Here is a 6,655-nt window from a genome sequence, read left to right as displayed (position 1 = left end):
CGTGAAATTACCGAAGATACACCGATATCACATACCCAATTAGGGGAAGCGACTAAAAACGATTCCCCAACAAATTGCTTGACGACCATAGAGCGTTGGAACCACCTGATCCCATCCCGAACTCAGCAGTGAAACGACGCATCGCCGATGGTAGTGTGGAGCTTCTCCATGTGAGAGTAGGTCATCGTCAAGCACCTATACAGAAACCCCGATCAGCTAACGCTGGTCGGGGTTTCGGCTTTTCGGCATCCGGAAACCGGGTTGAAAACGGGCAGAAAAAAACCCAGCGCGAAAGCTGGGTTTTGAGGCGGACGCTGTGTTTGATCAGCGCTCGAGGTGCTGCAGCTTGTCCTTGACGCCATCCCACTCCTCGGCGTCGGCCAGAGCATCCTTTTTCTCAGTGATGTTTGGCCATACTTCGGCAAGATCGCGGTTGAGTTCGATGAACTCCTGCTGGTCATCCGGTACCTCGTCTTCCGAGAAGATCGCCTGGGCAGGGCACTCGGGCTCGCAGAGGGCGCAGTCGATGCACTCGTCTGGGTGGATCACCAGGAAGTTCGGGCCTTCGTAGAAGCAGTCCACCGGGCAGACTTCCACGCAGTCGGTGTACTTGCACTTGATGCAGTTGTCGGTAACGACGAAGGTCATGTTCTTTTGTCTCCTCAGACAGGCAAGCGCCAGCCATGGCATGGCGCGCGAAATTTTAGCAGCTTGCTATTTGCTTCGTTATATCTGCATCTTCCAAGCATATATCAGCTCCAGCGCCTGACGGGGGGTCAGGTCGTCCGGGCTGAGGCGCTCGAGCTCTTCCAGCAATGGATGCGATTGGACTGCGAACAGGTCGTGCTGCAGCGGTTTGCTCGGCACGCTTTTTGTCGCTGGCACCGCGGCGTGCTCATGCGGCAGGCTGGTTTCCTCAAGCCGTGCCAGATGCTCACGGGCGCGAGCGATCACCGGATCGGGTACTCCGGCCAGTTGCGCGACGGCCAGGCCATAGCTCTGGCTCGCCGGTCCCGGCAGCACATGGTGCAGGAACACAATGCGCTCCTTGTGCTCGGCAGCATCCAGATGCACGTTGGCGACCACGGGTTCGCTCTCGGGCAGGACGGTCAGCTCGAAGTAGTGGGTCGCGAACAGGGTAAAGGCGCGTAGCTGCGCCAGATGCTCGGCAGCTGCCCAAGCCAGTGACAGGCCGTCGAAGGTGCTGGTGCCGCGGCCGACTTCGTCCATCAGCACCAGACTGCGCTCGCTGGCGTTGTGCAGGATGCTGGCGGTTTCGCTCATCTCCACCATGAAGGTCGAGCGCCCGCCGGCCAGATCATCGCTGGAGCCGATGCGGGTGAAGATGCGGTCGACCAGCGACAGCTCGCAGCTTTGCGCCGGCACGAAGCTGCCGATATGGGCGAGCAGTACGATCAGCGCGGTTTGGCGCATGTAGGTGGACTTGCCCCCCATGTTCGGACCGGTGATCACCAGCATGCGCGTGCCGTCGTCGAGGTAGACGTCGTTGGCGACAAAGGGCGTGCTGAGTACCTGTTCGACCACTGGATGGCGACCCTGGGTGATGCGCAGGCAGGGCTCTTCGACGAACGCCGGGCAATTGAGGTCCAGATTCAGCGCACGCTCGGCCAGGTTGCTCAGCACGTCGAGCTCGGCCAGGGCGGCAGCAGTATCCTGCAGCGGCGCTAGGGATTCGATCAGGATGTCGAGCAGGGCGTCGTACAGCAGCTTTTCCCGTGCCAGGGCGCGGCTTTTCGCCGACAGCGCCTTGTCCTCGAACGCCTTGAGTTCGGGGGTGATGAAGCGTTCGGCACCCTTGAGAGTCTGGCGGCGGATATAGTCGGCCGGCGCCTGCTCGGCCTGGACCCGCGGCAGCTCGATGTAATAGCCATGGATGCGGTTGTAGCCGACCTTGAGATTGGCCAGGCCGGTTCTGGCCTTTTCCCGCGCCTCCAGGTCCATCAGGTACTGGCCGGCGTTCTCGCTGAGCATCTGCAGTTCGTCGAGCTCGGCGTCGTAACCGCTCTTGATCACGCCGCCGTCGCGGATCACTGCGGGCGGATTATCGATGATTGCCCGGGCCAGCAGGTCGGCCAGCTCGGGGTAGGTCTGGATGTTGGCCGCCAGCGCCTGCAGGCGCGGAGCTTCCAGTTCGGACAGGTTCTGCTGCAGTTCCGGCAGGGCCGCCAAGGCATCGCGCAGGCGTGCCATGTCGCGCGGCCGTGCGCTGCGCAGACCGATACGGGCCAGAATGCGCTCGACGTCGCCGATTTCCTTGAGGCGCGGCTGCAGGTTCTCGAAGCGGTAGCTGTCGAGCAGGCAGCCGATGGCCTGCTGGCGGCCCTCGATGATGCCGTGGTCACGCAGGGGGCGGTTCAACCAGCGACACAGCAGGCGGCTGCCCATGGCGGTCATGCAGCGATCCACCACGCTCTGCAGGGTGTTGTCGCGACCGCCGGTGAGGTTGGTGTCTAGCTCCAGATTGCGCCGGCTGGCGGCGTCGAGGATCACCGTGTCGTCCAGCCGCTCGTGGCGCAGGCTGCGGATGTGTGGCAGGGCACTGCGCTGGGTGTCGCGTGCGTACAGCAGCAGGCAGCCGGCGGCGCCGATGGCGAGGGTCAGGCCCTGGCAGCCGAAGCCGTTTAGGTCCTGGGTGCCGAACTGCTGACACAGGCTTTTCAGCGCGGTGGCGCGATCGAAGTCCCAGGGCGCCCGGCGCCGCACGCCGGGACGTTTCTCGGCCGGCAGGCCGCTTGGCCAGTCATCGGGAATCAGCAGCTCGGCGGGACTGAGGCGCTCCAGTTCGGCGAGCAGCGGTTCCCAGCCCTTGATTTCCTGCACGCTGAAGCGTCCGCTGGTGATGTCTAGCACCGCCAGACCGAACAACCGCTCGTCGCCGAGCAGGGCTGCCAGCAGGTTGTCGCGGCGCTCGTCGAGCAGCGCTTCGTCGCTGACGGTGCCGGGAGTGAGGATGCGAGCGACCTGACGCTCCACCGGCCCCTTGCTGGTCGCCGGATCGCCGACCTGTTCACAGATCACCACCGACTCGCCGAGCTTTACCAGGCGGGCCAGGTATCCTTCGGCCGCATGGAACGGAATGCCGGCCATCGGGATCGGCTGGCCGGCGGACTGACCGCGAGCGGTCAGCGTGATGTCCAGCAACCGGGCAGCCTTCTGGGCATCGGCGTAGAACAGCTCGTAGAAGTCGCCCATGCGATAGAACAGCAGCTGGTCGGGATGCTGCTGCTTGATTCTGAGGTACTGCTGCATCATCGGCGTGTGGGCGGAAAAATCGCTGTTGCTCATCGCTGTCCGGCTTCAAGTCGCAAAAGCGCCTAGTGTACGGTATCGCATGGACAGGCTTAACCCCGGAGACACTTATGGACCCGATCACCCGGCTTGCCAGACAACTCGGCGAGGCGCTACTGAGTCGGCGGATGCAGGTCGCCACGGCGGAGTCCTGCACTGGCGGCGGCATCGCCGAGGCGATCACGCGGATCGCCGGCAGCTCGCAGTGGTTCGAGGCCGGCTACGTCACCTACTCCAATCGGCAGAAAACCCTGCAGCTCGGTGTGCCGGATACCTTGTTCGACACGGTTGGCGCCGTGAGTCGTGAGGTGGTCGAGGCGATGGCCCGGGGAGCCTGCCGGCACAGTGGGGCACAGCTGGCGGTGGCCGTCAGCGGGATTGCCGGGCCGGATGGCGGCACGCCGGACAAACCGGTGGGCACGGTCTGGCTGGCCTGGCAGGATGGCGAACGCTGTTTCAGCTGTCGTCGGCAGTTTGCCGGCGACCGCCAGGCGGTGCGTGAGCGGACCGTGCTTCTGGCGCTGCAGGGATTGTTGCGACTGACGGCAGGGCAAAATCCCGTCGAGGGGTAGGCGGGTAACCTACCCTGTGGAATAATACTGGCTAATTATACAGTTGATCGTGGCCGGCTGGCTGCTCTGAACGAGAGGACTTCAATGGACGAGAACAAGAAGCGCGCCCTGGCTGCGGCCCTGGGTCAGATCGAGCGTCAGTTCGGCAAAGGCGCGGTCATGCGCATGGGCGACCAGGAACGCCAGGCCGTGCCGGCGATCTCCACCGGCTCGCTGGGCCTGGATATCGCACTGGGTATCGGCGGCCTGCCCAAGGGGCGGATCGTCGAGATCTATGGTCCTGAATCTTCGGGCAAGACCACCCTGACCCTGTCGGTAATCGCCGAAGCGCAGAAGCTGGGCGCGACCTGTGCCTTCGTCGACGCCGAGCACGCTCTCGACCCCGACTACGCCGCCAAGCTCGGCGTTAATGTCGACGACCTGCTGGTGTCGCAGCCGGATACCGGTGAGCAGGCGCTGGAAATCACCGACATGCTGGTGCGTTCCAATGCGGTGGACGTGGTCATCGTCGACTCCGTGGCTGCCCTGGTGCCGAAGGCGGAAATCGAAGGCGAGATGGGCGACACCCATGTTGGCCTGCAGGCGCGCCTGATGTCGCAAGCCCTGCGCAAGATCACCGGCAACATCAAGAACGCCAACTGCCTGGTGATCTTCATCAACCAGATCCGCATGAAGATCGGCGTGATGTTCGGCAATCCGGAAACCACCACCGGCGGCAATGCGCTGAAGTTCTACTCCTCGGTGCGCCTGGACATCCGGCGCATTGGCGCCGTCAAGGAAGGCGACGAGGTGGTCGGCAACGAGACCCGCGTCAAGGTGGTGAAGAACAAGATGGCTCCGCCGTTCCGTCAGGCCGAGTTCCAGATCCTCTACGGCAAGGGCATCTACCGCAACGGCGAGATCATCGATCTGGGTGTGCAGCAGGGGCTGATCGAGAAGTCCGGCGCCTGGTACAGCTACCAGGGCAGCAAGATCGGCCAGGGCAAGGCCAATGCCGCGCGCTTCCTCGAGGACAACCCCGAGGTGCGCGACACCATCGAGGGCGCGATTCGCACCCAGTTGCTCGCCCAGCCGGGTGGCCTCAAGGCAACAGCGGCGATCGAGGAAGACGTCGACGCGGAAATGGATATCTAAACCAGCATGGCCGTCGTGCTCGACAGTCCCGCCGCGGTGCGCCGGGCCGCCATGGATCTGCTGGCCCGGCGTGAGCACGGGCGTGCCGAACTGGCACGCAAGCTGCGCCAGCGCGGCGCCGAAACGGAACTGATCGACAGCGCGCTCGAGCGCTTGAGCGAGGAGGGTCTGCTCAGTGACGAGCGCTTCCTGGAGAGTTTCATCCGCAGCCGGGCGAATGCTGGCTACGGCCCGCTGCGCATTCGTGACGAGCTGAATCAGCGTGGCCTGCCGCGTGTCGCAGTGGAGCGGGCCCTGGCGGAGAGTCCGATCGACTGGGCGGAAAACCTGCGCGAGCTGTGGCAGCGGCGCTTCGCCGGCCTGCCCGGCGATGCCCGCGAGCGGGCAAAGCAGGGGCGCTTCCTGCTCTATCGCGGCTTTTCCCACGAGGCGGTCAGTCGCTTGCTGCGTAGCGCGGGTGATGACTAGCGGTGTGGTTTGGCAATGAAAAAACGCCCCGGCTCGTTGTGAGCCGGGGCGTTTTGCTGTGGACGGCTGACCGGAGCTATTCGGCGCGTGGCAGCTCGCGCTGCCAGTTCTCCGGCAGGTTGATGAAGTTGATCAGCTCGCGCAGCCGCCCGTGGTCGCGGCCATTGAAGTGGAAGGCCAGGCGGATCAGGTGGCGGAACTCCGGCTCATCCTGCTCCAGTTCGCAGTACGGCTGCTGGTGGAAGCCGTCCTCCAGGCACAGGTCGGCGAACTCGTCGTGCAGGTAGGCGAGGGCTCTGGCGTTGAGCGGCCGATTCATGCGCAGGGCGAACAAGCCCTTGAGCCAGCGGCTGGAGTGGTAGTTGCGGTAGAAATGGGTGATTTCCACCACCGCTTCCTCCGCGCTGGTGACCAGCTTGAGCAGGTTCATGTCGCTGGGCAGGATATAGCCGTTTTCTTCCAGCTGCTCGCGCATGAAGTGCAGCGCATCCTTCCAGTAGCGACCCTCCGGCACGTCCAGCAGGACCACCGGCACGATCGGGCTCTTGCCGGTCTGGATCAGCGTCAGCACCTCCAGGGCCTCGTCCAGGGTGCCGAAGCCGCCCGGGCAGAGCACCAGGGCATCGGCCTCCTTGACGAAGAACAGCTTGCGCAGAAAGAAGAAGTGGAAGGAGATCAGGTTGCCGGTATCGTGCACCACATCGTTGGCGCGCTGCTCGAAGGGCAGGGCAATGTTCAGGCCCAGGCTGTGCTCCAGCCCGGCGCCTTCGTGGGCCGCGGCCATGATGCCGCCGCCGGCACCGGTCACCGTCATCAGTTCGTGATGGGCCAGTAACTTGCCGAGATCGCGGGCCTGCAGGTACAGCGGGTGGTCCGGTGCGGTGCGCGCTGAGCCGAACACCGTGACCTTGCGCCGCCGCTTGAACTGCTCGAGCATGCTGAAGGCGTTCTCCATCTCGCGCAGCGTCTGCATCATGATCTTGGCGTCCCAGCGGTTGCGGTCGGCCTCGGCCATGCGCACCACGGTCATCAGCATCTCGTGATAGAGCGCCTGGTTGGGACTTCCCGGCGGCACGCTGAGGCCGACCAGCTCGTCGACCTTCAGTCCGACATCGATGCCGCTGGTCTGGAAGTGTCTCGACAGATAGTCATCCGACTCATAAGCCATGTCA

6 protein-coding genes and 1 rRNA gene are annotated in these 6,655 nt (G+C 64.0%); 4 read left to right on the top strand and 3 right to left on the bottom strand.

From position 1 onward, the window contains the following. Window positions 1–77: 77 nt before the first annotated feature. Window positions 78–193: ribosomal RNA gene (rrf, locus tag BM297_RS13755) — 5S ribosomal RNA — on the top strand. 131 nt (window positions 194–324) lie between these two features. On the opposite strand, the gene fdxA is transcribed toward rrf, so the two are convergent. Together fdxA and mutS are read right to left on the bottom strand one after the other, a co-directional pair. Next, window positions 325–648: a ferredoxin FdxA gene (gene fdxA / locus BM297_RS13750; protein ID WP_090313659.1), complete on the bottom strand. Its 324-nt coding sequence runs from the start codon at window positions 646–648 to the stop codon at window positions 325–327. Window positions 649–726: 78 nt separating this feature from the next. Further along, complete coding sequence (gene mutS, locus BM297_RS13745; RefSeq protein ID WP_175526655.1) at window positions 727–3,306, bottom strand: DNA mismatch repair protein MutS; 2,580 nt, start codon at window positions 3,304–3,306, stop codon at window positions 727–729. A 74-nt stretch (window positions 3,307–3,380) separates the two neighbouring features. Between mutS and BM297_RS13740 the strand changes: the two genes are divergently transcribed. From BM297_RS13740 to recX, 3 genes are all read left to right on the top strand, one after another. Continuing rightward, window positions 3,381–3,881, top strand: a complete 501-nt coding sequence (locus BM297_RS13740) for a CinA family protein (protein WP_092432451.1) — start codon at window positions 3,381–3,383, stop codon at window positions 3,879–3,881. An 84-nt stretch (window positions 3,882–3,965) separates the two neighbouring features. After that, on the top strand, window positions 3,966–5,015 hold the full coding sequence (gene recA, locus BM297_RS13735) for a recombinase RecA (protein WP_092432449.1): 1,050 nt from the start codon (window positions 3,966–3,968) through the stop codon (window positions 5,013–5,015). A 6-nt stretch (window positions 5,016–5,021) separates the two neighbouring features. Continuing rightward, window positions 5,022–5,483 (top strand): recombination regulator RecX, encoded by a 462-nt coding sequence (gene recX / locus BM297_RS13730; RefSeq protein ID WP_092432447.1) that lies wholly within the window; start codon window positions 5,022–5,024, stop codon window positions 5,481–5,483. 76 nt (window positions 5,484–5,559) lie between these two features. Here recX and BM297_RS13725 read toward each other — a convergent pair whose 3' ends face one another. Beyond that, entirely contained in the window at window positions 5,560–6,651 is a 1,092-nt protein-coding gene (locus tag BM297_RS13725; protein WP_092432445.1) for an LOG family protein, read from the bottom strand. Between the last annotated feature and the right edge of the window lie 4 nt (window positions 6,652–6,655).

It is taken from the genome of Geopseudomonas sagittaria (assembly GCF_900115715.1).
GTDB lineage: Bacteria > Pseudomonadota > Gammaproteobacteria > Pseudomonadales > Pseudomonadaceae > Geopseudomonas > Geopseudomonas sagittaria.
The sequence above is the reverse complement of the archived record's forward strand: the minus strand, read 5'-3'. Positions and strand labels throughout refer to the sequence as shown.